At 60.4% G+C, this 24,294-nt stretch carries 21 protein-coding genes; 10 read left to right on the forward strand and 11 right to left on the reverse strand.

Going from position 1 to position 24,294, the window contains the following annotated elements:
• Window positions 1-13 precede the first annotated feature (13 nt).
• Entirely contained in the window at window positions 14-949 is a 936-nt protein-coding gene (locus NFS22_RS08355; RefSeq protein WP_251317260.1) for a helix-turn-helix domain-containing protein, read from the forward strand.
• 45 nt (window positions 950-994) lie between these two features.
• Here the strand turns inward: NFS22_RS08355 and NFS22_RS08360 are convergent, their stop codons facing one another.
• The 3 genes from NFS22_RS08360 to NFS22_RS08370 are packed head-to-tail and all read right to left on the reverse strand — an operon-like array spanning window position 995 to window position 3,419.
• Entirely contained in the window at window positions 995-2,041 is a 1,047-nt protein-coding gene (locus tag NFS22_RS08360; protein ID WP_251317261.1) for a M15 family metallopeptidase, read from the reverse strand.
• A 54-nt stretch (window positions 2,042-2,095) separates the two neighbouring features.
• Entirely contained in the window at window positions 2,096-2,791 is a 696-nt protein-coding gene (locus NFS22_RS08365) for a gamma-glutamyl-gamma-aminobutyrate hydrolase family protein (protein ID WP_251317263.1), read from the reverse strand.
• 1 nt (window position 2,792) lies between these two features.
• Window positions 2,793-3,419 carry a cytidylate kinase-like family protein gene (locus NFS22_RS08370; RefSeq protein ID WP_251317264.1) on the reverse strand — a complete coding sequence of 209 codons (627 nt, stop codon included), beginning with the start codon at window positions 3,417-3,419 and terminating at the stop codon, window positions 2,793-2,795.
• Between the two features lie 819 nt (window positions 3,420-4,238).
• On the opposite strand from NFS22_RS08370, the gene NFS22_RS08375 reads away from it, so the two are divergent.
• Both NFS22_RS08375 and mgtE read left to right on the forward strand, forming a co-directional pair.
• Window positions 4,239-5,348, forward strand: a complete 1,110-nt coding sequence (locus NFS22_RS08375) for a DUF3048 domain-containing protein (protein ID WP_251317265.1) — start codon at window positions 4,239-4,241, stop codon at window positions 5,346-5,348.
• A 353-nt stretch (window positions 5,349-5,701) separates the two neighbouring features.
• Window positions 5,702-7,045 carry a magnesium transporter gene (gene mgtE / locus NFS22_RS08380; protein ID WP_251317266.1) on the forward strand — a complete coding sequence of 448 codons (1,344 nt, stop codon included), beginning with the start codon at window positions 5,702-5,704 and terminating at the stop codon, window positions 7,043-7,045.
• Window positions 7,046-7,238: 193 nt separating this feature from the next.
• Here mgtE and NFS22_RS08385 read toward each other — a convergent pair whose 3' ends face one another.
• Both NFS22_RS08385 and NFS22_RS08390 read right to left on the reverse strand, forming a co-directional pair.
• Window positions 7,239-9,092: an FtsX-like permease family protein gene (locus NFS22_RS08385; RefSeq protein ID WP_251317267.1), complete on the reverse strand. Its 1,854-nt coding sequence runs from the start codon at window positions 9,090-9,092 to the stop codon at window positions 7,239-7,241.
• Window positions 9,082-9,849: an ABC transporter ATP-binding protein gene (locus tag NFS22_RS08390; RefSeq protein WP_251317268.1), complete on the reverse strand. Its 768-nt coding sequence runs from the start codon at window positions 9,847-9,849 to the stop codon at window positions 9,082-9,084. Before NFS22_RS08390 ends, NFS22_RS08385 begins: the two co-directional genes overlap by 11 nt.
• Before the next feature lie 455 nt (window positions 9,850-10,304).
• Between NFS22_RS08390 and NFS22_RS08395 the strand changes: the two genes are divergently transcribed.
• The 5 genes from NFS22_RS08395 to NFS22_RS08415 all read left to right on the forward strand — a co-directional run bounded on the left by NFS22_RS08395 (window position 10,305) and on the right by NFS22_RS08415 (window position 16,766).
• Window positions 10,305-11,891 carry a TolB family protein gene (locus NFS22_RS08395; RefSeq protein WP_251317269.1) on the forward strand — a complete coding sequence of 529 codons (1,587 nt, stop codon included), beginning with the start codon at window positions 10,305-10,307 and terminating at the stop codon, window positions 11,889-11,891.
• Window positions 11,892-12,028: 137 nt separating this feature from the next.
• Window positions 12,029-12,655: an ATP-binding cassette domain-containing protein gene (locus tag NFS22_RS08400; protein WP_251317270.1), complete on the forward strand. Its 627-nt coding sequence runs from the start codon at window positions 12,029-12,031 to the stop codon at window positions 12,653-12,655.
• A gap of 56 nt (window positions 12,656-12,711) precedes the next feature.
• Window positions 12,712-14,424, forward strand: coding sequence for a zinc ribbon domain-containing protein (locus NFS22_RS08405; RefSeq protein ID WP_251317271.1), 1,713 nt, complete (start codon window positions 12,712-12,714; stop codon window positions 14,422-14,424).
• Between the two features lie 6 nt (window positions 14,425-14,430).
• On the forward strand, window positions 14,431-15,630 hold the full coding sequence (locus NFS22_RS08410; protein WP_251317272.1) for an ABC transporter permease: 1,200 nt from the start codon (window positions 14,431-14,433) through the stop codon (window positions 15,628-15,630).
• Window positions 15,627-16,766 carry a hypothetical protein gene (locus NFS22_RS08415; protein ID WP_251317273.1) on the forward strand — a complete coding sequence of 380 codons (1,140 nt, stop codon included), beginning with the start codon at window positions 15,627-15,629 and terminating at the stop codon, window positions 16,764-16,766. Before NFS22_RS08410 ends, NFS22_RS08415 begins: the two co-directional genes overlap by 4 nt.
• A gap of 181 nt (window positions 16,767-16,947) precedes the next feature.
• Here the strand turns inward: NFS22_RS08415 and NFS22_RS08420 are convergent, their stop codons facing one another.
• From NFS22_RS08420 to NFS22_RS08435, 4 genes are all read right to left on the reverse strand, one after another.
• Complete coding sequence (locus tag NFS22_RS08420; RefSeq protein ID WP_251317274.1) at window positions 16,948-17,223, reverse strand: translation initiation factor 2; 276 nt, start codon at window positions 17,221-17,223, stop codon at window positions 16,948-16,950.
• 94 nt (window positions 17,224-17,317) lie between these two features.
• Window positions 17,318-18,403 carry an ankyrin repeat domain-containing protein gene (locus NFS22_RS08425; protein ID WP_251317275.1) on the reverse strand — a complete coding sequence of 362 codons (1,086 nt, stop codon included), beginning with the start codon at window positions 18,401-18,403 and terminating at the stop codon, window positions 17,318-17,320.
• Window positions 18,404-18,538: 135 nt separating this feature from the next.
• A complete protein-coding gene (locus tag NFS22_RS08430) occupies window positions 18,539-19,144 on the reverse strand; it encodes a recombinase family protein (protein ID WP_251317276.1) in 606 nt (201 codons plus the stop codon).
• Window positions 19,145-19,289: 145 nt separating this feature from the next.
• On the reverse strand, window positions 19,290-20,666 hold the full coding sequence (locus NFS22_RS08435; protein ID WP_251317277.1) for a hemerythrin domain-containing protein: 1,377 nt from the start codon (window positions 20,664-20,666) through the stop codon (window positions 19,290-19,292).
• A 179-nt stretch (window positions 20,667-20,845) separates the two neighbouring features.
• On the opposite strand from NFS22_RS08435, the gene spoIID reads away from it, so the two are divergent.
• Window positions 20,846-21,898 carry a stage II sporulation protein D gene (spoIID, locus tag NFS22_RS08440; protein WP_251317279.1) on the forward strand — a complete coding sequence of 351 codons (1,053 nt, stop codon included), beginning with the start codon at window positions 20,846-20,848 and terminating at the stop codon, window positions 21,896-21,898.
• Window positions 21,899-21,902: 4 nt separating this feature from the next.
• Here spoIID and NFS22_RS08445 read toward each other — a convergent pair whose 3' ends face one another.
• Both NFS22_RS08445 and rpsT read right to left on the reverse strand, forming a co-directional pair.
• A complete protein-coding gene (locus tag NFS22_RS08445) occupies window positions 21,903-22,754 on the reverse strand; it encodes a YihY/virulence factor BrkB family protein (RefSeq protein WP_251317280.1) in 852 nt (283 codons plus the stop codon).
• A 143-nt stretch (window positions 22,755-22,897) separates the two neighbouring features.
• Entirely contained in the window at window positions 22,898-23,161 is a 264-nt protein-coding gene (gene rpsT, locus NFS22_RS08450) for a 30S ribosomal protein S20 (protein WP_251317281.1), read from the reverse strand.
• Window positions 23,162-23,360: 199 nt separating this feature from the next.
• Between rpsT and gpr the strand changes: the two genes are divergently transcribed.
• Window positions 23,361-24,251 carry a GPR endopeptidase gene (gpr, locus tag NFS22_RS08455; RefSeq protein ID WP_251317282.1) on the forward strand — a complete coding sequence of 297 codons (891 nt, stop codon included), beginning with the start codon at window positions 23,361-23,363 and terminating at the stop codon, window positions 24,249-24,251.
• Window positions 24,252-24,294: the final 43 nt, after the last annotated feature.

The raw sequence follows: 24,294 nt of genomic DNA on the forward strand, positions 1-24,294 counted from the left end.
AGGAGGCGATGGAATGGACGCCGTAAAAACGGGGGCGCTGATTGCCCAGGCTCGGAAGGAGCGGGGATTCACCCAGCGGGAGCTGGCGGAGAGGGTCTATGTGTCGGTCCAGGCGGTAAGCAAGTGGGAGCTGGGCAAAAATTTCCCCGACCTGACCTTGATGGAGCCTCTGGCGGAGGAGCTGGGTCTCACCATCTCCGAACTGCTGGCCGGGGAGCGGGAGGAGGAGCCCCGAGACGAGCTGGTCCGGGACACCCTGCGCCTGGGGCTGGCCCAGCTGGGTCCGAAAATCAAACGTTGGAAGTGGCTGTTTATAATCGCGGCCGCCCTGCTGGCGGCTGTTCTGGCCGGTCTGAGCTATATTTGGGTCCGGGACAACACGGAATGGATCCCCCAGCGAGAGACAGTGGCGGTGCATCTGGATACCTCCCGTCAAGAACAGCAGATCGCCAATGCGCTTGGAGCGGGGAGCAACAGCATCTATCTGTATGAGGTTATCTTGGCTGACGACATTACCAGCTGCACGATCCAGGCCGAGCTATGGACTCACAGCGGTATGGAGCAGAGCTGGCAGCTGTGTTATGGCAGCTCCAACGACCGGAAGATGTTTGGTCCCCGCCGGCAGTTTCTGGTACTCAATATGGACCTTCACAGCGCGGAATGGTCGGAGGAGGAGCAGCGCTGGACACAGGTGTGGTTTGATTCCGGGGTCAACTTCGCGGGGTTCAGCTATACAGGAACGCTGGATACCATCACGAACCCCTATGTCAGCGGCGGCGCGTGCTGGGCTCCCCTGAGAGACAAGGGGGTCGTAGACCGGGAGGAGGGTCTGGTCCTGCTGACCATTTCCATCGGCGGCCCGAACGGCGGAACCTATTCCCCAGGCAAAGAACTCCCGCCGGAGCGGGAGGAAAATGTCTATCTGGTGGTGCGAATGTACTGTGAATAGACGCAAGCGGCCCCCGGCGCATTGCCGGGGGCCGTTCCATGTTGTTCAGTTTGGCTGGAGGGCCAGGTACTCCTCGTAGGCAAGGCCCTGTTCCATAATGGCCTTGGCAGTCTCCACCCCCACATAGCGGTAGTGCCAGGGCTCAAAGCGGTAGCCGGTAATGGCCTCCTTCCCCAAGTCGTAGCGGAGGATAAAGCCGTATTCAGCGCAGTGCTCCTTCAGCCAGGCGAAGGCAGGGGTGTTCTCAAAGTGGGCCTTGGTGCTGGCCACATTGATGTCCAGGGCCAGGCCGGTCTGGTGCTCTGAGTGGCCGGGCCGGGCAGAGAAGGTGTCCACCGCAGCCTGCTTATACAGCTTGAGATAGCGGCCATAGGTGCTCCGCTGTGTCTTGTAGGACCGGTAGGCAGATACGCTGCGCAGTGAGATGCCGTCCGCCTTGGCAGCGTCAGCCATGGTCCGGAAGGCCTGAGCCGCCTCCGGGCGCAGGGAGCCGGCGCCGTAGCTCTTGCCCAAGGCCTCCAGCTCAGGGATATAGCCTGCGGGCAGGGTGTAGTGCTTGTTCACCAGCACCGCCAGGCTGGCCGGGTCGGCCACCTCCCATATCAGGCTGTAAAAGGCCTGGTCCATGTCCATGTTCACCTGAAAAACGGCGGTCTCTTCGCTGTCCTCCGGGTGTTCCCCCAGCCAGGCTTGGTAGCGGTCTAGCCGGTCGGGGCGGGCGTTGGCCATGCCCAGCCAGGTCAGCTCAAATTTGCTCAGCTCCCCCTGCTCCAGCCGCTGGAACAGGTCCTTGTCCGCCCCCATGCGGGCGCACAGGACCTCCCGCTGCTGTCCGGTTACCCCTTGCCGGGCCAGCAGGGCGGCCGCCCGTCTTTGCCGGGCCTCCACCTGAGCGGTATCCTCCTCCTCCTGGACGGAGGACGCCGGGGCCTGCGCCGGCCTGACCGGCGTCTCCTGGCCCGCCTTGAGCCCGGAGTCCGGCGTGACAGCCCCCTCCGACTGTCCCGCAGCCCCTGTTGTGGCCAATGTCACCAGACAGATTCCCGCCGCCAGCAGCAGCGTTAATCCCCGCCGAATGTTAAACTTGTGCATCGCTATGGTCCTTTCTTATGTAAGCGTTCAATGGATTGATCTGTTTTCCGGAGGTCAGCCGCTGTCCAGACCGTCAAAAAAGGCGGAATCCTCCCCTCTGCACACCCCCAGAAACCAGGTGAAGAGGGAGGCCGCGTCCACCGTGTCCAGCCTCCGCCGTCCAAAGGACATCCGCTCTGGGTGGAACTGGACCCCCAGCACGGGGCAGCCCGGGAAATCGACGGCCTCCGCAAAGCCGCTCTCCGCCCAGGCCACGGCCCGAAGGCCCTGGCCCAGCGCGTCCACCGCCTGATGGTGGGCGCTGTTGACCGAAAACACGGAACCGTAGAGCCTGTGGAGCAGGGAGCCCTCCAGGGCGCGCACCGTGTGGACCCGGTCCCCCTTGCCGCCGCCGTGAAAGGGCACCGCCTGGGCCGGGAGGTCCTGGATCAGGGTGCCCCCCAGGGCCACGTTAATCAGCTGCATCCCCCGGCAGATGCCCAAAATGGGCCTGCCTGCCTCAAAGAAGGCCCGGAACAGCTCCAGTTCCGCCCGGTCCCGGTTCCGGTCCGGAGGCTGGGAGCCCCGGTCCTCCTGGCCGTACAGGGCGCTTTCTATATCGCCGCCGCCGCACAGCAGCAGGCCGCCGCAGCGCAGGTCGGGGGCTGGACAGTAACCGGCCACAGGCTCGCACCCCGCCCCCCGGAGGGCGGCGCAGTAGTTGTCCATATAGCCCGCCTCTCCGGATACCTGTATGTTCAGCTTGTCCATATCACTGCCCATCCTGAGCGGCGCGGGCCTTCACCAGGGCTACAATCAGGCTTACTGCCCCCTCCACCCCGATGATTCCGGAGTTCAGGGTCAGGTCGTAGCGCCGCATGTCCCCCCAAGTATGCCCGGTGTAGTAGTTGTAGTAGTTGGCCCGGCCCTTGTCCATCTGGATGATGCGCCGCTCCATGTCGTCGGAGGGGATATGGTACTCCTCCACGCAGCGCTCCACCCGGCTGGGCAGGTCGGCGTGGATAAACACCTTTAAACACTCGCTCCGCTCCCCCAGAACATAGTCGGAGCACCGGCCCACAATGACGCAGGGGCCCTCGTCTGCCAGCTCCCGGATTACCTCCGCCTGGGCGAAAAACGCCTGATGGCTCACAGGTACCCCCTGGTGGGCCAGGGCGGGGGTGCCGATACCTGCCGGGGCGATGGACAGGTGGAACCGACTGCGGGCCCGCTCCTCCGCCCGGGCAATAAAGTCGGGGGACAGCCCGCTTTTCTCCGATGTCTTCTGGATGATAGTCCGGTCGTAGCAGGGGATGCCCAGCTCAGCGGCCAGCCGCTTGCCAATCAGACGGCCTCCGCTTCCGAACTCACGGCTGATGGAGATTACATAGTTGCTCATAATCACACCTCCCTATGAGATGGGGCAGCCGCCTCCGGCGTCTGCCTATGGTCTTCCTTTATATATAATAATACATCAGCGGGAAAATGACAATCATAAATTTTGCAGGGCAGTAGTATTTAAGATTTTGACACAAAATCTTTGAACTGCGGATATTTTAAATGCTGTTGCCCCGTCTGCGTCGGCAGGCGGCTTACTTTTATGCGAAATCTCTTGACTTTTTGCCACGCACTTGCTATAATAAATGCGTGTCAGAAAGTAGGTGGTGATTTGAGTCCTCGCACGGGGAGACCAAAAGTGGAAAAGCCCAAAAGTGTCAATTACAGTGTTAGACTAGATATGGAGACGGAACAGCGCTTGCGGGAATACTGTCAAGAGCGCGGTATTACCCGGGGAGAGGCGTTTCGCCGTGGGCTACATCTGCTTTTGGAAAACAAAAAATAGAGTGCTGGTTGCCCTCGACAAGCTCCAACACTCTATAAAACCAACCCCGGAGGAATGGCAAATCTGATTATGCCACATCACCGGGGAAAAATCAAGGAGGAATCATGAGTTTACAGGAGCAGTTACTTGACTTAGACGCAACAGCTGTCCAGATTTCCAGGGGTATAAACGCGGTTGCCCTCATGTCCATGGCCCTGGACCGCACACGGGCCCCTGCATAGACGGCTTTGACGCAATCTGTGACTATCTGGCCAACACCAGCCAGACCCTTCAGAAGCAGATAGACACCTGTTTGAACATGGTACGGCAAGATTCTTTTTGTTGACTTTCCACAACTGATGTCGTATGATAGGAGGGACGATTGGAGGGATTTGGATGAACAAAGGACGGTGGACCGCGCTTCTGGCCAGTGTACTGGCCTTCTCGCTGCTGGCCTCCTGCGGCGGCGGGAGCTCTTCCCAGCCGGGCAGCGCCTCTGAGCCTCCGGACGAGCCTGACGTCTCTGTCATGGCCCCGGTGGAGCCGGAGCCCGCCCCTGAGCCGGTCTATCCCTACGCCAACCCTCTCACCGGCGAGGGGCTGAACGAGGATATCAGCGGCAAACGTCCCGCCGCTGTGATGTTCAATAACCTGAAAAAGGCTCTGCCCCAGATTGGCGTGTCCAGGGCGGACGTTCTGTATGAGATTGTGGCCGAAGGGGGCATCACCCGGATTATGGGTGTGTTTCAGGACCTGGAGGGGGTGGGCGATCTGGGCAGCGTCCGCTCCGCCCGGGACTACTACGTCAACCTGGCCCTGGGGCATGACGCCATCTACATCCACGCCGGGGGCAGTCCCCAGGCCTACGACGCCTTTGACAGCTGGGGCGTCACTCATATCGACTTTGTCAACGGCCCCTACGACAAGATGTACTGGCGGGACCCGGAGCGGCGCAAGACCGCCGGACTGGAGCACTCCCTGCTTACCTCCAGCGAGCTGATTCTGGAGCAGATGCCCAGCCGTTTCCGCCTGGACCACGAGGAGGGCTATGAGGTGGGCTGGACCTTCTCCAAGGACCCGCCTCCCGCCGACGCGATTTCGGCACACACGCTGACGGTCCCCTTCTCCAGCTACAAAACCGGCCGCTTTACCTACGACAGCGGGACAAACCAGTACTTTGCCGCCCAGAGCCTGGACGGCTCCGACCTCATCCCCTATGAGGACGGGGCCGCTGATGAGGAGGTGGGGTTCAGCAACGTGCTGGTGCTGTATACCGACGTAAGCCGGATTAAGGGCGACACAGCCGGCCGTATGTCGGTGCGCACCACCGGGGAGGGGGAGGGTCTTCTCCTCCGGGACGGCCTGTTTTATGAGATCACCTGGAAGCGGGACAGCCGGACGGACAACTACTCCTTCCTTAACGCCTCGGGCCAGCCCGCCCCTCTGGCCATTGGATCCAGCTACATCAATATCGTGGGGACCTCCGCTCAAGTCACCTGGGAATAAAAACCTGGTTCCTCCGGCCTTGCCGGGGGAACTTTTTCTTGCCAAAATGGGGCAACCGGTGGTACAATGGCATAGGATGTTATGAATCCCAGAATTTTTGGACGAAAGGAAGTGGGACCCACCATGGAAGGCCGAAGTCGTCATCAAGCGGAAAGCTGCCACGAACGAGGGGCGGCGGACTTGGCCCCCAACGGGTCCCGGTCCCGCCGCCGGAGCTGATCCGGGAGGAAGACCTCCTTCTCCTTGTCATGCGCAGCCACAGGCTTGCCGCGCCCCAGAGAGGTGTGGTACGCCTGTGGCTTTGCGGCTTTTCGCCCCTGGCGTTTTCCAAAAAACGAGAGGAGGAGAGCAATATGCACGACAATTATGATCTGAATCAGCTGATTGAGCTGGTTCAGGAGCGGAAATTCCGCGCCCTGCGGGAAATTTTAAACGATATGAACGAGGTGGACATCGCCGAGTTTCTGGACGAGCTGGACGTGGAACAGGAGATTCTGGTGTTCCGCCTGCTGCCCAAGGATGTGGCGGCGGAGGTCTTCGCCTATCTGGAGGAGGACCAGGAGAAACTGATCGGCGCCCTCAGCGACAAGGAGCTGCGGGAGGTGCTGGACGAGCTGTATATGGACGACACGGTGGACCTGATTGAGGACATGCCCGCCAACCTGGTCAGCCGTATCCTGCGCAACACCGACGCCTCCACCCGCAGCCAGATTAACCAGCTGCTCAACTACCCCAAGGACTCTGCCGGGTCACTGATGACCACGGAGTTTGTCTACCTCCACCCCAACAACACGGTGGAGGAGTCCTTCGCCCGCATTCGCAAGGTGGGCCTGGACAAGGAGACGGTGTACACCTGCTACGTCACCAAGAGCCGGGTGCTGCTGGGGGTGGTGACCGTGAAGCGGCTGCTTATGTCCACCTACGAGACTAAAATCAGCGACATCATGGAAACCAACGTCCTGTCCGTCACCACCCACGAGGACAAGGAGGAGGTTGCCCAGATGTTCTCCAAGTACGACCTGACCGCCCTGCCCGTGGTGGACAGTGACGACCGGCTGCTGGGCATCATCACTGTAGACGACGCCATGGACGTTATGGAGGAGGAGGCCACCGAGGATATCGAAAAGATGGCCGCCATCCTGCCCACCGACAAGCCCTACTTCCAGACCGGCGTGGTGGAGACCTGGAAGCACCGCATCCCCTGGCTGCTGCTGCTGATGATCTCCGCCACCTTTACCGGCACCATTCTGGGCTTTTTTGAGGAGGCCCTGGCCGCCAACGCCGCCCTCACCCTGTTTATTCCCATGCTTATGGACACCGGCGGCAACTCCGGCGGGCAGGCGTCGGTTACCATTATCCGCGCCATGTCCCTGGGGGACGTGGAGTTTTCCGACTGGCTGCGGGTGATCTGGAAGGAGCTTCGGGTGTCTGTTCTGTGCGCCCTTACCCTGGGGGTGGTGGTCTTTGGCAAGGTGATGGCGGTGGACCGGAAGGATGCCACCGTGGCATTGGTGGTGGCTTTGACCATCGTCTTTACCATTGTCATAGCCAAGCTCATTGGCTGTACTCTGCCCATGCTGGCCAAGCGGCTGGGCTTTGACCCGGCGGTGATGGCCTCCCCCTTTATTACCACCGTGGTGGACGCCCTGTCCCTGCTGGTCTACTTTGCCATTGCCACCCGGATTCTGGGGTTGTGATTCTGGATTTATAAAGAACCAGGCGGCACTGAGAAATCAGTGCCGCCTCAGCTTTTTTACAGATGAGGAGCTGATCGCGGTATGCCTGTGGGGCAAAGGACAGCAATTAATTCACATTAGAACAGGAGGCTTTTTCACTGCGGCGGGACGAAAGAGCAGACCCGCCCGGTCATCAGGGGCGGGCGGGTCCTTTTTATGCGTTTTTCGCCATACGGCGGCAGGCCAGGGAGGTGGCCAGAAAATAGCCCCCGTAGACCACCAGAATGACCCCGGCGGTAATCATTGAGCTGGTGGTGCTGTCCACCTTGCCCACGGTAAAGATGATGTCGTTGGCCGCCTTCATGCCCACCACGGAGTGGACCAGGGCCAGCGCCAGGGGCAGAAGGAAGGCCAGCGCCACCTGTTGGGTGGCAGACTTTTTCACCTGCCTCTCCTCCGCTCCCAGGCGGCGGAGAATGGCGTACCGGCCGGTGTTGTCAGCGGCCTGGCTCAGCTGCTGAAGGGCCAGCACAGCGGCGGCGGCCAGCAGGAAGGTAAAGCCCAGGTACAGCCCCAAAAACAGGGCCAGGATCTTGTTGCCCACCATGTCGGCGTAGATAGACAGGCGGCTCTCCACCCGGAGCTGGTTTTCCAGCTGGAGAGGACGGATCAGCTGGAGAATCTGCTCCTCCGTCCGTGCGCTGTCACCGGTGTAGTTGGCCGACCAGTATTGCCGGCGGACCTCCAGCTGGCGGGCGGCGGCGTCCTCCACCACCGCGGTGTAGATGCCCAGGCTTCCGGTAACCAGCCCGTCTCCCCAGGCGTCCAGCAGCTTGTGCTCCCCGGGGGACAGCGCAATGGGGGCCTTCCCCTGGAGGGCCAGCAGGGTGTTCAGATCAGACAGGGCCAGGATGCCGGATACGTCCTCCACCCCGGTCAGGGCGGTGTCGTTGTAGTAGACGCAGAAGTCCACCTCCCCGGACAGAAGGGAGCCGGTGTCAAACCCCCCGTTCTCCAGCACAGCGGTAAAGTCCACCGCGCCCGAATCGTCGGCGGAGCGGTTTTGAATGGTGATATCAAAGGGGGCCTCCTGGTCGGTCATGGCGGACAGGGTGGAGTTGAGGCCCAAGGAGCTGGCCGTGATGCCGATAGCCAGCAGCAGGAGGATGCATACCACCGTCTGGGCCATGTAGGTGGTGTGGACCTTGCTGATCCACTGGCGCAGGGTGAAGACGTTCAGATTTTTAAAGTACAGCCCGGGGTGGCCCTGGACAAACTTCATCACAAAGCCGGACAGGGACCGGAAGATCAGCAGGGTGCCCACCGTCCCCAGGGACAGCATGACGATGCACAGGGGCAGAATGGCGATAGCCAGCGCCATGCCAAAGTACAGCAAAATGGCGTAGGCGGCAGCGAGGCAGGCCACACCCAGAACAAACTGGAACACCGCCACTCCCAGGGGACGGGGCTTTAAGACCTCATTTTTCCGCTCCCCGTGAATCAGGTCAATGAGCCTGGACTTGGACACCTGAACTCCGCTGAGGGCCATTACCAGCAGGAAGATGACGCCGAAGTAGATCACCGTCTTCCCCGCCGCCCGGGGGGAGAAGTTGATGGCCAGCATAGCGGACACGTCTATTTCAAACATGGACAGGGTGAGAGCGGACATCCCAAAGCTGGCCGCCACCCCCAGGGCCAGCCCGGCGGCCAGGGAGATCAGGCCAATGAGGCCGGTCTCCAGAAAGAGCAGCCGGGACACCTGCCCCTGGCTCAGCCCCAGCAGCAGGTAGGTGCCCAGCTCCCGCTTGCGGCGGCGGAGGAGGAAGCGGTTGGCGTAGAGAATCAGGCAGGCCAGCACCACCGCCACAAAGACGGAAAAGATATCCATCAGCATGGTGATGGCCTCCACAATGGGGTTGCCCACATTGGTCAGATAGACCAGCGCCCCCTGGCCGTCCAGGGAATTGAAGGTGTAAAACAGGCCCACGCCGAAGGTGAGGGTGAGCAGATACACCCCGTAGTCCCGAAAGGACCGGCGCACATTGCGCAGGGCCAGCCTAGAGAACATCAGCCATCCCTCCTCCCATCTCGGTGACCACCTGGATGATCTTTTGGAAGAACGCTTTCCGGCTGTCCTTTCCCCGGTGGAGCTCCAGGAACAGTTTCCCGTCCCGGAGGAAGACCACCCGGCGGCAGCAGCTGGCAGTAAAGGCGTCGTGGGTGACCATAAGGATGGTGGTGCCCAGGTCCCGGTTCAGGGCGTCCAGCCGGTCCAGCAGCATCTGGGAGGACTTGGAGTCCAGCGCGCCGGTGGGCTCGTCGGCCAGCACCAGGGCGGGGTGGGTCACCATGGCCCGGGCGGCGGCGCACCGCTGCTGCTGGCCGCCGGACATCTGATAGGGGTATTTGTTCAGGCAGTCGGTGATGCCCAGAAACTCCGCCATCTCCCGCACCCGCCTGTCGATTTTCTGGGCCGGGGCCCGGATAATGGACAGGGACAGGGCGATATTCTCATAGGTGGTGAGGGTGTCCAGCAGATTGCAGTCCTGAAAGATAAAGCCCAGCCGTTCCCGGCGGAATTTGGCCAGCTCCTTGCCCTTGAGCCGGGTCAGTTCCCTGCCGTCAATGACAATGGAGCCGGCGGAGGGCCGGTCAATGGTGGAAACACAGTTGAGCAGGGTGGTCTTGCCCGACCCGGAGGGGCCCATCACCCCCACAAATTCCCCTGCCTCCAGAGACAGGGACACGCCGTCCAGCGCCCGGGTCAGCGACCCGCCCTTACCATAGACCTTTTTCAGGTCGGTTACCGTTAAAATCTCAGGCATAAAAATGCTCCTTTCCGTTAACTGTACTAAAGCATATCATACAGTTGTGGTAAATGCTCTAAAGGAATCCTGATGATTTCATTAAGGTTTATTTAAAATTTTCTAGAAAGCAGACCTGTCCCTTTTTCCAGGAAATTCAATTTTGACGCCGTAGGGCGCGACGACTCCGGCGCGCCGTTTGCAAAGCTGCCACCCAACGGCGGGTCGAGGCCGTCCCGCGCTGCAAATACGGCGAGATTTTTTGAACGTTGATTTCTGTGTCCTTTTTCCGACAAGGGTTGCATTTGTTTCAAAGGTGTGCCATACTATATTTAATAATCATCAGATTTGCTGTCACATGTAGGGGCGGCCTTTGGCCGCCTGCAGGAACAAATGGGCCTGCCTGTAACAGACGGGCGGCCGCAGGCCGCCCCTACAGCTCTGATGCCAATTTATACAGCCAAAGGAGAAACAACATGCTTTCAGCGCTCTTGAACCGGAAGAAACTGCGTCTGGCCGCCGGAGCTCTGGCGGCCGCCGCTGCGGTGTTTCTGTTGGGCTGGCTGGCCTCGGGAATGCCTGTCCCGACATCCGGGACAGAGTCCCTTGCCTATGTGACCTCTGGGGGGCAGCTGATGTACCTGCCTGGCCTGGAGGGAGAGGCTCCCGCTCTGGTTGGCGAAAATGTCAACGCGGGCGCCGGGGCACAGTTTAGTCCCGACGGCAAAACCCTCTATTACCTGGATGGCAGTCAGTCTCTGTACAAGGTAAACCTGCCCGCTCTGAGCCGGGGTGGGCGGCCTGAGCGCATTGCTGTAAATGCGGCCTGGGTCCACGTGCTGGACAACGGGGCAGCCCTCTATGGAAAAAACGTGGACAGCCGCCTGGAGCTGCACTGCCACAGCGGCAAGGAGGACTTCTCTATTGCCAAATCCTATGGCGGCTATCAGCTCAGCGAAGATCAGAGGACCATCTACTATGCGGAGGAGTCCATAGATGGGGAAAACTACCTGTACACCCTTTACAAAATGCCTCTGCGGCAGGGGGCCCGGCCCGAACTTCTGGTGGAGAACGCCTGTGGCATCTACTCAGACTATACCGCCTCCACCCTGGTCTATGGGCAGCTCAGTCAAGAAGGCGGCGAGGGACTTGACAACAATGTCACCGTGTACATCAGCAGGCCCGGCGGCGAGCCTGTCCGGCTTCCGGAGCCGATCTGTCAGTACCCGGGCCCCTTTAACGTGAGTGTAAACGGCGGGGCGGTCAGCTTTTATTACACCGTGGAGGGTTGGTCAGCCGGCGGGAACCGCTGCTTGAATCTGTATCGGTACGCGGGGGGAAAGAGCGTTCTGGCCGCCGGGGAGATCGATCCGGAGACCTGGACCGTGGATTTTGACGCGGGCGCCTGTGTGTACCGGAAGGCGGACGGCCGCCCGGCCTGGTATCAGTGCGTAGACGGTGTGGAAAACACCCTTGATTTGGGGGAGGACACGGCCTGTGTCCTGCATTTCTTTGTTCTGGAGGGGGGCTGGGCGGTGCTGGACCTCTACCGTGATAACGAATCTTGTCTGGACCTCTACCGCCGCACAGAGGCGGGATTTACCTTCTCCTCCCGCGCCGCACAGGGAGATTATGCCTGTCCCCAGCGGGGCGGCGGCCCCAGGGACAAGGACTGCCTCTACTACTACACCAATGTGGACAATACGGACTTTACGCCCAGCGGAAATCTGGTCCGCTGGCGGGACGGGGCGGCGGAGACAGTGGCCCGGGGCATCAACGAGGTGCTGATATCAGAGGACGGGACCACGTATGCCATCCACTCCCCCGCCTTCGGTGACTGGTCCCTGTCCCTGATCCGGGAGGGCACGCCCTACCTCATCAGCGGGGAGCTCAGCCAACTGATGCGCTATCCCATTGTGCTGGACGGCCAAAGGCTGCTGTACCTGGGCGGCGGAGGCCTCTGGCTGTGGGACGGCAAAGAGAACCGGCAGATCGCCCAGGACGCGGAGCGGGTCTGGTCCAACAACCAGAAGGCCGATTCGGTTTATCCCCTGTGGATGTGATAAATTGACCGATACCGGAGCGGCCTTGGGCCGGTTCTCTTTACAGGCAGGCCCATTTGTTTCTGCGGACGGCCACAGGCCGTCTCTGCATAAGGGCAAAACTGATGATTATATCAGAAGAAGGGAGGAAGATGGAAATGCTGGAGATACGGCAGCTTTATAAGAGCTACCAGGGGCGGCAGGTGCTCTCTCCCGTCAGCTTTGTACTTCCACCGGGGCAGTGCTTGGGACTGGCCGGCAGCAACGGTTCCGGGAAGTCCACCTTGCTGCGGCTTATCGCCCAGATTGAAAGGCCGGACGGCGGGGATGTTCTCTATGGGGGCCGCTGCGTGCTGGGGAACCGGCAGTTTTTGCGAAAGGCGCTGGGGTATGTCCCCCAAACCCCGGAGCTGGCCCGTGACCTGAGTGTACACCAGCAGCTTGCTCTGTGGCAGAGCGCCTGCGGGGTATCCGGACCTCCGCCCGGGGATATTCTGGAGCTGCTGGGGCTGGAACCTCTGCTGAAAAAGCCTATCCGGGCCCTGTCAGGAGGGATGGCCCAGAGGGTGAGTATCGCCCTGGCGCTGCTGGCCCGGCCCAGGGTGCTGCTGATGGATGAGGCCACCAGCGGCCTGGACCGGGACTACGTCCCCCGGCTGCTGGACTGGCTGGAGGGGTACACCTCCGGCGGGGGCAGTCTGGTGTGGTGCAGCCACCATCCCCAGGAGCTGGACCGTTTGTGCGGCGCGGTGCTGCGGCTGGAGGAGGGCAAATTGATTGCATAAGGTCCCCGCCCTCAGGGCGGGCCCTTTGAAAAAAGATACAGAATGGAGGAATTATTATGGTTTGCAGAAATTGCGGAAATGAGATGCGGGACGACGCCCGATTTTGTCCCAACTGCGGCGCGTTGAACGCCCCCGGACCGGACGGCGGCCTGCCCCAGGGCGCCGCCCCCTGCAGTCCCACCGCCACCCCCGCCTGGGAGGGCCCCGAAGGCGGCGGCAAAAAGAAAAAGACTGCCCTTTTCGCTGCCGCCGCCCTGGCAGCTGCGGCGTTGATTGCCGTTGTGGCTGTGTTTGCCGGCGGGATCTTCTCCTCCGGCAAGGGGACGGTGGAAAAAGCCATCGCCAAAAGCGTTGCCGCCTATGCATCTTCCCAGGAGAAGCTGGATGTGCCCGATATGGAGCAGTGGCAGAAGGACCGGACCATCCGCCAGCACATGGCCCTGGAGCTGAGGGGCATCAACAGCAGTCTGGTGGGCATGGACCTGTCCGCCCTCAACGGCCTGGGCCTGCGGCTGGACACCGACTACAACGGCCCGGACCGGCAGCTGTATGCCGGACTGGGCGCCTACTGGGGGGAGGAGGACCTGCTCTCCTTTGGGATGAGCGCTCTTGACAGCGAGATGTATCTGGAGTCCAATCAATTCTTTGGCGGCACCTGCTATGGCCTGAACACCGAGACTCTGGGAGCCGACCTGGCCCAAATGACCGGGGACGACTCTGTGAAAGACCTCAGCTTTAACATGTTTGAGCTGGTGGACATGGTGATGGAGAAGATTGACCAGGAGGCCATGGAGGAAGACTTTAAGCAGGCCGGCAAGGCCCTCTGGGAGGCAGCGAAGGTTAAAAAGCTGGGGGCCCGGACTTTGGACATCAACGGCACCGAGGCCAAAACCACCGCCTATCAGGTCGTCATCCCCGAAGAGGCCATGGACCAGTATGCGGACGCTTTGGCGGCGGTTCTCTCCTCGGTAAATTACTACGACCTCTATTCAGACCTCTACCAGGCTATGGGGATGCCTCAGGACCAGATTGATGAGATTATGTCCGTCCTGAAGGAATTGGACTTCTATGGTGAGCTAGCCGATAACCTCCACCGCGCCGTGGACGAGCTGGGCGACGTGGAGCTGGAGGTCTGCCTCAGCGGCGGCTATGTGTCCGCGGTGTTCTATGAGGACCGCGTGGACGGCACTGATTTGAGTATTGACATCCGTTTGGGCGGCGGGGAGATGTATGTGGACGACCTCAGCGTAAATGTGGAGGCCGACGATATCTCTATTGAGGTAAAGTCCACCGGCGACCACGGCCTGAAAAGCGGCGTCTACACCGACGAGACTACTGCCCGGGTCCGTCAGGACAGCGCCACCCTGGCCCGGGTGACCTCCGACATGAGTCTGGATCCCGGGAAGAGCGCGGACAATTTCCAATGGAAGCTGGGGGTGGACAGCTCCGGGCTGAGCATTTTTGTATTGGAGATGGAGGGCGATTATCAGGCGGAAGCTGACCTGCTGTCGCTGAGCTCTGAAAATGTGTCCTTGCGGGTAATGGGTGTGGAGGTCTGCACCCTGGCCTTTGACTACTATGTGGACTGCCACCCCAACGAGCTGGGTGTCAGCAATCCCACGCTGATTACCCAGATGAGCCCGCAGGAGCTGGAACAGGCGGCCATGGATATCCAGGACAGGGCAATGACCTGGGTGGTTCAGATGCAGCAGCTGTTTACCGCCCGCCTGCCTGAGGATGTGCTGTGGGCCATCATGGGCGGCTATTAAACGGCTATGGGGTATTTTATTCAGTGGTTCAGGCTGACTTTGGTCAGGCTCTGCCAACAGCGATGGCTGCTGGCAGGGCTTGCCCTTTTGTGCTTTCTGCTCCCCCTGGCGGGGGGCCGGACGGCCGGTGATCTGCTGTCTCAGGGGGTGGACTTCAACGGCGTGACCCTGGCCGTCACCGCTCCGGAGGGGGACAACGTCCCCCAGCTGCTAGAGCAGTTTATAGGGGATATGGAGGACATTGCCCAGTACTGCAAGATTGCCGCCATGGACCAGGAGGAGGCCATGTCTGCCCTGGAGCGGGGGGAGGTCACCGCTGTGCTGGTTCTCCCTCCGGACTTCATCCACGGAGTCATGTGGGGGGACAACCCCGACCTGCGCCTTGTGGTGTCCGGAGACAGGCCGCTGGAGTCTCTGCTGCTGCTCTGGGTGGGCCAGAGCGCCTGTGACATTCTGTCTGCCTTTCAAAGCGGGGTGTACGCCGTGCTGGAGCTGTATGAGCAGGCCCCTCCCCCCGGCCTCACCCGGGATCAGGTGGTCTTTGATATCAATCTGCGCTATATTGCCCTGGCAATGGACCGGAACAGCCTGTTTCAAACTCAGACGGTCTCCGCCACCCAGGCCCTGCCTATCCCCCTCCACTACGCCCTGAGCCTGACCGCCTACTTCTCTCTGGCCGCCGCTCCGCTGTTTGTCCCCATCTACAGCGGGGACTGGCTGTGTGTTCAGCGCCGCCTGCGCAGCGCGGGCCGGGGGGTGTGGGCCGGATATTTCAGCGGCGTGGCCGCCGGGGTGCCGGCGCTGCTCCTTTTGTCCCTGCCCACCCTGCTTTTGGAGGGAGAAGGCAGTCCCCTGGCCGCGGCTGGCAGCTGCCTTATAATGGCCCTGTTTTGTTCGGTGTTCTGCTCGTTGTGCTGTCTGGTTTCAGAAAATGCCGCAAGCTGCGGGGTAATAGCTTTTACTGTTGCGGTGCTGTCCCTGGCCCTGGCGGGGGGGATTGTCCCGCCGGTGCTGCTGCCCGCCTCTGTGCGGCGGCTGAGCTGGCTTTCACCGGTGACCTGGCTGCGTCAGCTGGCCGCCGGGCCTATGGGCTATCCGGTGGACTGGTCCTCCTGGGTCTGCTTAGGCCTGTCCGCCGCCGGGATGGCAGCTCTGGCCCTGGCCCTGTACCGCCGCCGGGTGGACCGTCAGGAGGTGGCACTGTGAGCTTTTTTCTGATTGTGTTTAAAAACAGCCTCCGCGCTCAGCTGTCCGGCTGGCGGGGCTGGATTCTGCTTCTTCTGCCCCTGACAACCCTTGCCGCCGCCCGGCTTCTTCCCGCCAGGGAGGTGTCCACCCCCGTTCAGGTGGGGGTAGTCCTTCCGGAGGCGGGGGGTGAGGACTTCTGGGACCGTCTGGCGGAGCGAAGCGGCCTGGTGGTCACCTTCCATGCGGCAGACCTGGCCCGGGCGGAGCGTCAGGTGGCCGCTGGGCAGTGGGACTGCGCGCTGATCCTTCCGGAGGACTTTGAGGCCCGTCTGGCCGGCCAGGAGCTGGAGGGGCTGTTTACCCTGCTCATTGGTCCCGGCTCCGCCGTCTACCCCATGGTGCGGGAGACGGCATCCGCCTGCGTGGCGGAGCTGGTCTCCCCCGGTATGGCGGAAAAATACCTGTTGGACAGCGGTATTATGGACACAGAGGGCACCGTGGCCACCCGTCCCCGGCTGAACCAGGTACTGCTGGACCAGGACCGGGTACTGGTGTCTATGGAGACAGTGGACGGCCAGCCCCTGGACCCCCTGATTCTGGCGGACAGCGGGGTGTCCAATCTTCTGTCTGGGCTGACGGCTATTTTCCTGCTCATCTGGGCCCTGCTCACCGCCATGGACCTGGGCCGGTGGCTGGAATCCCCCTTTGTCCGGCGTCTGGCCCCACTGCAAGGGAGCCTTCCCCTGCTTTTGCCCCGGCTGGCGGCGGCGCTGGTCCCGGCTCTGTGCGCCGGGGTTCTGGCCCTGCTGGCGGCGGGTGCCGTCCCGGTTTGTGTCCTGGCCCTGCTCCCCTATCTGCTGTTCTGGGGAGCCGCCGCCCTGGCTCTGGCCCGCTGGCGGCCCGGCTGGACCGCACTGCCCGCTGTGCTCCCCTTTGCCCCGGTGCTGGGGCTGCTCCTGTCACCGGTCCTGCTGGATTTGTCCCTGATTTTTCCCGCCCTGGGCCCCATGATCCGGTGGAACCCTGTCACCCTCTTCCTCCGATCCTGCGGAGGGGCCTGGAAGGACGGGCTGCTGCTGACGGCGGCGGGAGGGGCTGTGCTGGCCCTGGAGGCGGTTCCGGAGCTCAAAAAAGAATCAAAAGAATCGTTTTGATTCTTTTGAAGTACTTTGACCATAACAAAGCGGCCCGGCGGACTGCCCGCCGGGCTGCCATTTATTCAGGAGGAAAAAGAAGAAAACCTCTTGTCCGTGGTGAAAACGCCCCTTGACGTCTGCGGTGAGGAGGCCTGCCGCCGGCCCCCTCACTCCATACTATGCGCCGGAGGGAAAATGGTTACAGCAAAAACAGCCAAACCGCCCAGCCTGCCGAGGCCAGCGCCGCCCCCAGCACTCCCCAGACAGCGGCGGGAGCCCGCTCCAGGCGGCGGTTCCAGGCCTTGCCCTGCTTCAGATAGCCGTCGGCGGCCTGACGGGCCTCCCGAAGCACCCTGTCGGCGCTCACCCCCTCCCGGGCCAGGGCCTCCTCCTTGACGATAAAGATGGCCTCCTCAAAAAGGCGGGGGTCGGGAGATTTAACCAGGATCACCTGCCGGGTGATACCCTTTACCATGTTCTGTCACATCCTTAGCCGGTGTTTTCCTCTAGTCTGCCCAGCTTTTAGGACATTATTCCCAGGTCGTGTTTCCAAGGATAGAGAACATTTGTCAGTCAAATTCCCACATAACGGCCCGATTGATATAATAGCCTGGATTCTTGATGAATTTTTCCCAAACCGCAACCGCATGGAACACGTCATGCTCCATGTCCAGGAACCAGACCTGCTTCGACTTCGGTTCCCACAGAAGCATCACCGCAAAGTCCTCGCTGTCCTCCACCAGAGAGAGAAGCCGCTGTCCCCGGTAGTTGATCTCCGACACGTCTGTATAGGCAAAAAGCCGGACCCAGCTCAGATGCTCCTCCTGGGGGAACTCCAGCAGCAGCGGGCCGGTTTTAAAGTAGTCCCGCATCTTTGCTGGTACATGATACCGTTTAAACAGCGCATCCTGCTCCGCTTCTGTAACCGCTGGCTCTATGGTCTTAATGTACTCTGCCGTTTTTTGATGCCCGTTGGCCTTGGCAGCAGTGTAAGGCCGGTAGCCATACTCGTCCGTGATGGTCAGGTCCGCCCCGCGCTTTACCAGAAAGCGCACCATCTCCGTATGTCCTTCGGTCGCCGCCCGCAGAACCGGTGTGCCTTGACCGCCGTTCTGGCTGTTCACATCCACCCCGGCTTCCAGCAGATACGTCACAACGGCCCGGCGGTTATCGCTGGCGGCGTGGCAAAGGGCTGTTCCGCCCAGTTCCCGAACCGGCAAATCCAGCCGGTCCAGCAGCGCCGGACAGTACTCGCTCCACACATCCGACAAATTGAGGATCAGGCGGGTGATGTCCCGCTTCTCCCGGCCAAACTGCCCGCCATGGTCCAGCATATAGTCCAGCAGAGCAAAATTTTTCCTGTGGATAGTCATATAGAGGGCGTCGCTTTTGGGGCTCAGGTCCACCAGATTGTGGTCAATCAGCATTTTGGCGATTTCCGTCTGGCCATGGTCCAGCGCAAAGCCGAAGGCGTCGGAGTAAGTGATAATTTCCTTCCCATCCAGCTTTACCACCGTTGGGATATTCCTCCGCAGCTCAACTGTTCTGCCCTTCTTAAAGAGCAGGCTCCCGTCCTCCGCCATGCGGCGCACGGCTTCAATATCCCCGGATAAGATGGCTTCGCCCGCCGGGGGCATAGATGGATTTTGGTGCATAGAAGGATACCTCCTTTCGTGTTCTGAAGTGTCTGTGGGGCGAAATTACAAATCTCGATTTTTCGAAATACTGCCCCAAAGTATACTATAAGTACAAACAATATTCAACCATCATGATAAGTACTCTCATTGCAATCACTTGTTTCTTTCATAAATCCCGGCCCGGTAGCGGAATGTGGAAAGCGGCATTCCGCATTCTTTTGCGGCCTGGGTGCCGGTAATAGTTTTGGACTTCCACCGCTGGTAGGTGCTTTGAAAGTTGGGGGGAAGGGGCCGGGCGGGGCGGCCGAACTTGACCCCCCGGGCTTTTGCGGCGGCGATGCCCTGTTCCTGGCGTTTGCGGATGTTTTCCCGCTCATTTTGGGCCACAAAGGACAAAATTTGCAGCACCAGGTCGGCGATAAAGGTGCCCATCAGGTCCTTGCCGCTGCGGGTGTCCAGCAGCGGCATATCGATCACGCACACATCCGCGCCGATATCCTTGGTGAGCACCCGCCACTGATCCTGGATCTCCTTGTAGTTGCGGCCCAGCCTGTCAATACTCAGGATGTAGAGCAGGTCCCCCGCCTTGAGCCGCTTTACCATCTTTTTATACTGCGGCCGGTCAAAATCCTTGCCCGACTGCTTATCCATATAGATGTTCTGAACCGGAACTGCCTTGGTCCCCAGCGCGATCATCTGCCTGTCCTCATTCTGGTCAATGCTTGATACCCGAATATATCCGTAAATTGCTCCCTGCATGGTTTAGACTCCCACCTTCTATTCTCTGCCGCAGGCTGTTCGGGGAACGGCTGCGCGCCATGGCCAAAGGCCGCCCAAGGAAACACAAAAGAAAAGGACCGGTTCCTCAGAACCGGTCCCTTTTACACCGTTTGGATCGACTATATCAGGCCTGGCCTGTGGCGCGTTGAAAAAACGCGTCGATCTTGCACTTGATATCCGCCGGCTTTAAGTATTTCAGCAGATATCCCGCCGGCTTTAGGGCCATTACCTTTTGTACGCTCTCCGGATCGCTTCTTCCGGTTAGGAAAATGACCGGAAGCTTGGCAAAGGAATTGTCTGAGCGAAGCATTTCCAGGGTTTGCCTTCCGTCGCACACTGGCATCTCGTAGTCCAGCAGGACCAGGTCGGGCTGGTTCAGAGTGATGGTCCGGATGGCGGCCACTCCGGATTCCGCCAGTGAGACGTCGTAGTCGCCGCTCAGCAGTTCCTTCATGCTCTGACGGACCGTCATGGAGTCGTCTACCACAAGTATCTTTGGTTTGTGCTCAGCCTCCTCCTTCTTTTCCTGGGTTTCCCGGCTCTTCAGATATTTTTCCACTTCTGCCAATGCGTTCTCCTGGCCGATTGGGGTGGCGATCCCCTCCTCCAGCAGGTGGGGCGCTATGGCGCAGTAGGCGAAATAGCCCGCGCCGCCGGTGTTGAGCAGCAGGCTGATCTGTAACTTCTCCTTTTGGAAAATCCGCTGAAACTGCTCATAGGACAGCAGATTTTCCTCTTTCAGTCTGTAGTCCTTGGCGGCGGGCAGGTGCTCCAGCACCCGGCCCACAAACTGCTGGGCCGTATACCGGGAGGCGTGAATCAACATGCTGTCCAGCTTGTTGGTTTGAACGCCCAGAATTTTTCCCACGGTATTGACCAGCAGCTTTTCCTCAAAGACCAGAATGATCTCCTGCTTGGCCTCATCCTTCGGGGTTCCGTAGACCAGGCGGTAGTAGACTCCTTTTCCGAATTTTTCTCCTCTGTAGGTGTCGCTGATGAGCTGGGACTCCAGATGAAACATATCAAATATCAGCTGAACGATAACCTGTTTAATGGACGACTGCATCTCGCTGGGCAGAAGGTTTTCCCATATGTCCTCGCGCTTGCCGGTGATGGCCTGGTCCTCTGTCAGGGTATGGCCGATCAGCCACCCGGCGCATACGCCCAGAAAGTGATCCACCGAGTCCGGGGCGTAATTGGTCTGCTCCAGCTCCTGCTCCAGGGCCGGGAGGGTATGCTCCCGAAAGCCTCTGTGGATGCGCCGGTGCTCCTCCAGCCCCTCGTAGCCGATGGAGGCCATGTAGGCCTCCTCGTCCGCGAAATGCTTGATGGTATGCCCCTTGAAATATTTGATTCCCTCCTGGCATGTCCACTGGCTGTCCTTTTCCTCCTCCCGGAAGACAAATAATTTGTTGATAATCTTAAATAGGCGCTGGTGTTCCTTGTCAATGGCATCTACTCCAATATTATATTCTTCCTGCCATTCAAAGTGGGTGTCCATATGAATTCCTCCTTAAAAACACCTTGTCACAGGAATTATACTATATCAAACGCCGTTTCGCAAGAACACAATCTGCAAAGGAATCATATTTCCCCGGCCTGTCCCATAGACTGTAACAGCCGCCCTTGGGGCGGCATTCAAAGAATAAAAACACCAGGATCTGGAAGGAGGCGGCCGGCATGATCAGAGACGGCAAGAAGACAGGGGGAGGCAGGCGCCAGATTGTAAGCGCGGCGCTACTTTTAACGGTGGCGCTGTTTTTTCTTCCCGCCCTGGTGGTCTGGGGAGAGCCGGTCTACCAGCGCTCAGAGGTGGGCGACCTGCCCGGCGGGGAGAGCGCGCTGCCCATTAACCGCACACCTTCTGTCATGACCACCGGCACACGGGACAAGGGCCGGGCGGTACGCCTCCAGACCAAGGAGGGGGAGGTGGTGGAGCTGACCATGGAGGAGTATCTGTGGGGGGTGGTGGCGGCGGAGATGCCCGCCTCCTTTGAGGAGGAGGCCCTCAAGGCCCAGGCCTGCGCCGCCCGGACCTACACGGTCATCCGCCAAAACAGCGGTTCAGAAAAGCACCCGGACGCCGACATCTGCGGCGACAGCACCTGCTGTCAGGCCTACATAGAGCGCTCCGCGGCGGAGGCCCGCTGGGGCCTTAACGCCGGGGAGTACGGGGAAAAAATCGACCGGGCGGTGGCCGCCACCGACGGCCTGGGCATACTTTATGAGGGAAAGCCTATCCAGGCTTTGTTTTTCTCCTCCGCCGCCGGAAAGACGGTGGACGCAGTGGAGGTATGGGGCAACTCGGTGGACTATTTGAAGAGTGTGGACAGCCCCGAGGGGGACGAGGTGCCCAACTACCGCACCCAGGTGGTCCTGGGGGCGGAGGAGGTGAGGTCCCTCACCCTGAACGCCTACCCGGGGGCGGACCTGTCCGGGGACCCGTCGGGCTGGTTTGGGGAGGCCAGCCGCAACGATGGGGGCGGGGTCATCTCCATCCTGCTGGGGGGCGTCACCCTCACCGGGGGACAGGCGCGGTCCCTGTTCTCCCTGCGGTCGGCCACCTTCACCGTGACCTGGGATGGGGCGCAGTTTACCTTTGATGTCACCGGCTACGGCCACGGAGTGGGCATGAGCCAGTACGGGGCCAACGCCATGGCCAAAAGCGGAAGCTCCTTTGAGGATATCCTCACCTGGTATTATACCGGGGCCCAGGTGGGGGAGCTGTGGTGAGGGGCTATTTCAGGCGGTTTTCCAGCACCCGGCCCACCACCGCCCCCAGCAGCAGCAGATTTCCGCACAGATAGAGCCACACCAGCAGAATAATCAGCGAGGCCAGGGAGCCGTAGACCAGGGCGTAGCGGGAGGACATCCCGATAAACCAGGAGAACACCACCGAAGCTGCTGAGATAGCCAGCGCGGCCAGCAGGGAGGACAGCATTACCACAGGCAGACGCATGGTCCCCCGGGGCGTCCCCACCCGGTAGACAATGAGCACCAGCAGCAGTACAAAGCAGAACAGCAGCAGATAGCGCACCCACTGCCACAGCCCGGACAGATCAGCCAGGGGAATCAGCTCGGTGATGTAGGGGGGCAGATGGTCCTCCAACAGACGGAAAAACCATTCGCCGGTAAAGATGACTACCACAGACAGGTAGATGGTAAGCAGAAACAGCACCGACAGCGCCACACTGAGCGCTACCCGCCCCAAGGGGTGGGCGTCCGCCCGGCCGTGGAGCTCGTCCATAGCGGCCAGCAGGGTGCGCAGTCCCGCTGAGGCGGAGATGAGAATGGTAATCAGGCTGGCCAGCAGCAGGGCAGAGGACTGGCTGTCCGTTACATAGCGCAGGTAGTCCCCCATAACCGCCAGCGCGCCGGCGGGCAGAATCTGGTCCAGGGAGCGAAGCAGCTCCTCCAGGTCCAGGTGGAACAGGCCGATAAAGTAGTTGACACATACCAGCAGGGGGAACAGGGTGAGAATCAAAAAGTAGGACAGCGCTGCCGCCGACCGGGAGGCCCCAACCTTCATAAAGAGCGCCGCCGCCTCCACCACAAAGGATACAGGAGGCAGAGATAAAATTTTTTTCATAGGCAGCCGCCTCCTTTCACGCTCAAAAGGCCCCATAACCAGCCTTGCGCTTTTTCGGGTGTGTTGACTATACCACACATTGCCGTAAAAACAAATACGAAAAAAGCCGTCTGTTTATCAGACGGCTTTCCCTTTGCCCGTACTCAAGCCAGCTTGCTCAGCTTGATGGTCATCTTGCTCTTCTTGTTGGCGGCATTGTTGCGGTGCAGCAGACCCTTGGCAGCGGCCTGATCGACAGCCTTGACGGCCACCTTGTAAGCGATATCGGCCTCGCTGCGGTTGCCTTCCGCCACCGCGGCCTCAAACTTCTTGATGTCGGTCTTCAGCGCGGATCTCGCGGCCTTGTTCTGCGCGGCCTTGGCCTGAGACACCAGAACGCGCTTCTTAGCAGACTTAATATTCGGCAAACCAAACACCTCCTCCGATTTTCATCATTAAATTAGGTGATAATACACCCACGCAGATTTGTATTGTAGCACTCTTCTTAAAAAAAATCAACAGTTTTTTTCAAAAAAATCCTGTCCGCCGGATAGTTTTTCAAAAGAGGCAAAAACTAGGGCGGCAAAGAAAATAATTCCACAACATATTGCATAAGGGGGAAGAACCATGCGCATGCGTCGGACAGACTTGGCTATGGAGGCCAGGGAGCTTTGGCAGGAACAGGCCGGAGCGGTTACCGCCCTGCCCGGAGTGGAGGCCTGGGACGGCCTGCGGGAGGGCATCCCGGTGAACACCGTCCGGGTGCTGGACGAGCGGGGAGAGCGGGCCCTGGGAAAGCCCCGGGGGAACTACGTCACCCTCACCCTGGAAGGGTTGGCCAGCCGGGAGGAGGGAATTTTTCAGCACTGTGTCCAGGCCGTGGCGGAGGAGATATCCGCGCTGATTCAGGACATTCCCGGGGACGCTCTGGTGCTGGTGGCCGGCCTGGGCAACCGGGCTATCACTCCTGACGCTATCGGTCCAAAAGTCCACCAGAACACTCTGGTCACCCGCCATCTGGTGCGGCAAATGCCCGAACACTTCGGCGCGCTGCGTCCGGTGGCCTCGGTGGCGGCGGAGGTGATGGGGACCACCGGGGTAGAGAGCGGCGAGCTGGTGCGGGCGGTGTGTGAAAAAATCCGGCCCGCCTGTGTGGTGGCGGTGGACGCGCTGGCCTCCCGCTCTCTGAAACGGCTGTGCAGAACGGTCCAGATCGCGGATACGGGCATCACCCCCGGCTCCGGAGTGGGCAACCACCGTCTGGGCCTGACCCGGGACACCCTGGGGGCGCCCGTTGTCGCCGTGGGGGTGCCCACCGTGGTGGACGGGGCCACCCTGGCCGCTGACCTGCTGGGGACGGAGGAGCTGCCCGACCTGGGCGAGGGGAGGGATATGCTGGTCACCCCCAAGGACATTGACAGCCAGGTCAATGATATGGCCAAGGTAATCGGCTACGGTATCAGCATGGCCCTCCAGCCAGGAATGTCGGTGGAGGAGCTGGAGCTCCTTTTGAGCTAGGGAGTGCTTGTATAAGGCGGCCTCATTTGTGGAAGTGAGGCCG

This window comes from Flintibacter muris, assembly GCF_943192995.1.
Lineage (GTDB): Bacteria > Bacillota > Clostridia > Oscillospirales > Oscillospiraceae > Lawsonibacter > Lawsonibacter muris.

What these genes read in the sequence shown, in the direction of transcription:
- NFS22_RS08400 (WP_251317270.1), top strand. Translation starts at nt 12,029, where the DNA reads ATGCTGGAGATACGGCAGCTTTATAAGAGCTACCAGGGGCGGCAGGTG.
- mgtE (WP_251317266.1), top strand. Translation starts at nt 5,702, where the DNA reads ATGCACGACAATTATGATCTGAATCAGCTGATTGAGCTGGTTCAGGAG.
- NFS22_RS08370 (WP_251317264.1), bottom strand. Translation starts at nt 3,419, where the DNA reads ATGAGCAACTATGTAATCTCCATCAGCCGTGAGTTCGGAAGCGGAGGC.
- NFS22_RS08435 (WP_251317277.1), bottom strand. Translation starts at nt 20,666, where the DNA reads ATGGACACCCACTTTGAATGGCAGGAAGAATATAATATTGGAGTAGAT.
- NFS22_RS08390 (WP_251317268.1), bottom strand. Translation starts at nt 9,849, where the DNA reads ATGCCTGAGATTTTAACGGTAACCGACCTGAAAAAGGTCTATGGTAAG.
- NFS22_RS08395 (WP_251317269.1), top strand. Translation starts at nt 10,305, where the DNA reads ATGCTTTCAGCGCTCTTGAACCGGAAGAAACTGCGTCTGGCCGCCGGA.
- NFS22_RS08385 (WP_251317267.1), bottom strand. Translation starts at nt 9,092, where the DNA reads ATGTTCTCTAGGCTGGCCCTGCGCAATGTGCGCCGGTCCTTTCGGGAC.
- NFS22_RS08375 (WP_251317265.1), top strand. Translation starts at nt 4,239, where the DNA reads ATGAACAAAGGACGGTGGACCGCGCTTCTGGCCAGTGTACTGGCCTTC.
- NFS22_RS08425 (WP_251317275.1), bottom strand. Translation starts at nt 18,403, where the DNA reads ATGCACCAAAATCCATCTATGCCCCCGGCGGGCGAAGCCATCTTATCC.
- NFS22_RS08360 (WP_251317261.1), bottom strand. Translation starts at nt 2,041, where the DNA reads ATGCACAAGTTTAACATTCGGCGGGGATTAACGCTGCTGCTGGCGGCG.
- NFS22_RS08355 (WP_251317260.1), top strand. Translation starts at nt 14, where the DNA reads ATGGACGCCGTAAAAACGGGGGCGCTGATTGCCCAGGCTCGGAAGGAG.
- gpr (WP_251317282.1), top strand. Translation starts at nt 23,361, where the DNA reads ATGCGCATGCGTCGGACAGACTTGGCTATGGAGGCCAGGGAGCTTTGG.
- NFS22_RS08420 (WP_251317274.1), bottom strand. Translation starts at nt 17,223, where the DNA reads ATGGTAAAGGGTATCACCCGGCAGGTGATCCTGGTTAAATCTCCCGAC.
- NFS22_RS08445 (WP_251317280.1), bottom strand. Translation starts at nt 22,754, where the DNA reads ATGAAAAAAATTTTATCTCTGCCTCCTGTATCCTTTGTGGTGGAGGCG.
- NFS22_RS08365 (WP_251317263.1), bottom strand. Translation starts at nt 2,791, where the DNA reads ATGGACAAGCTGAACATACAGGTATCCGGAGAGGCGGGCTATATGGAC.
- NFS22_RS08410 (WP_251317272.1), top strand. Translation starts at nt 14,431, where the DNA reads ATGGGGTATTTTATTCAGTGGTTCAGGCTGACTTTGGTCAGGCTCTGC.
- NFS22_RS08405 (WP_251317271.1), top strand. Translation starts at nt 12,712, where the DNA reads ATGGTTTGCAGAAATTGCGGAAATGAGATGCGGGACGACGCCCGATTT.
- NFS22_RS08430 (WP_251317276.1), bottom strand. Translation starts at nt 19,144, where the DNA reads ATGCAGGGAGCAATTTACGGATATATTCGGGTATCAAGCATTGACCAG.
- spoIID (WP_251317279.1), top strand. Translation starts at nt 20,846, where the DNA reads ATGATCAGAGACGGCAAGAAGACAGGGGGAGGCAGGCGCCAGATTGTA.